The 583-nt window shown below is 48.9% G+C and carries 1 protein-coding gene; it reads right to left on the bottom strand.

All coding sequences use genetic code 11. The features are described 5' to 3' along the window. The coding region (locus ACRD6K_RS19980) for a tetratricopeptide repeat protein (protein ID WP_430974675.1) at positions 1 to 583 on the bottom strand (583 nt) is incomplete at both ends.

Raw genomic sequence — 583 nt, 5'->3', positions numbered from 1 at the left:
TTGGTGAACTGTCGGTATGCTTTTTTCCTGTTTTCGTTTTGCAGGTAACACAGTCCGATGTACCACTGGGCCTGCTCAATAAAGAGGTTGTCCCGGTCTTTTATTACGCTGTGGTAGGACGTGAGTGCCTGGTCTGTTCTTTTGGTTTCCTGGTAGGCCATCCCGGAGTAAAAGTTACTAACGGGGTTGTTGGGGTCTATTTCCAGTACTTCGCTGAACAGGTTAATTGCTTCCTGGTATTTGCTTTCGTTGAACTGATGCAGTGCTTTGGTAAGCTTGGTGTCTATCAGCGCATCGCCCGACCGGAAAATACCGCTTGTTTCATAGGGGCTGTAAAACTGGCTGTACAGTTCGGCGTTGCTTGATGGGCTGTTTTTGCTAACCAGCCCGGCAATGCTGAAAATCAGGATTAGTGACGCTGCTACGGTCGCTACGGCTATTCTTGAAGTGCTGAATCGGGCGGCGAACGAACGTTTTTGCTTCTCTTGGCGGTTAATTTCCTTGCTGATGGTTCCCAGCTTGGCTCGCAGGTCCATGATTTCGTTTTCCTGAATGGCTGCGTCAATGTCATTGATCAGCCTGA

Source organism: Sunxiuqinia rutila (assembly GCF_050589705.1).
In the GTDB taxonomy this organism is placed as follows: Bacteria; Bacteroidota; Bacteroidia; order Bacteroidales; family Prolixibacteraceae; genus Sunxiuqinia; species Sunxiuqinia rutila.
This window is presented reverse-complemented; position numbering and strand designations above follow the sequence as displayed.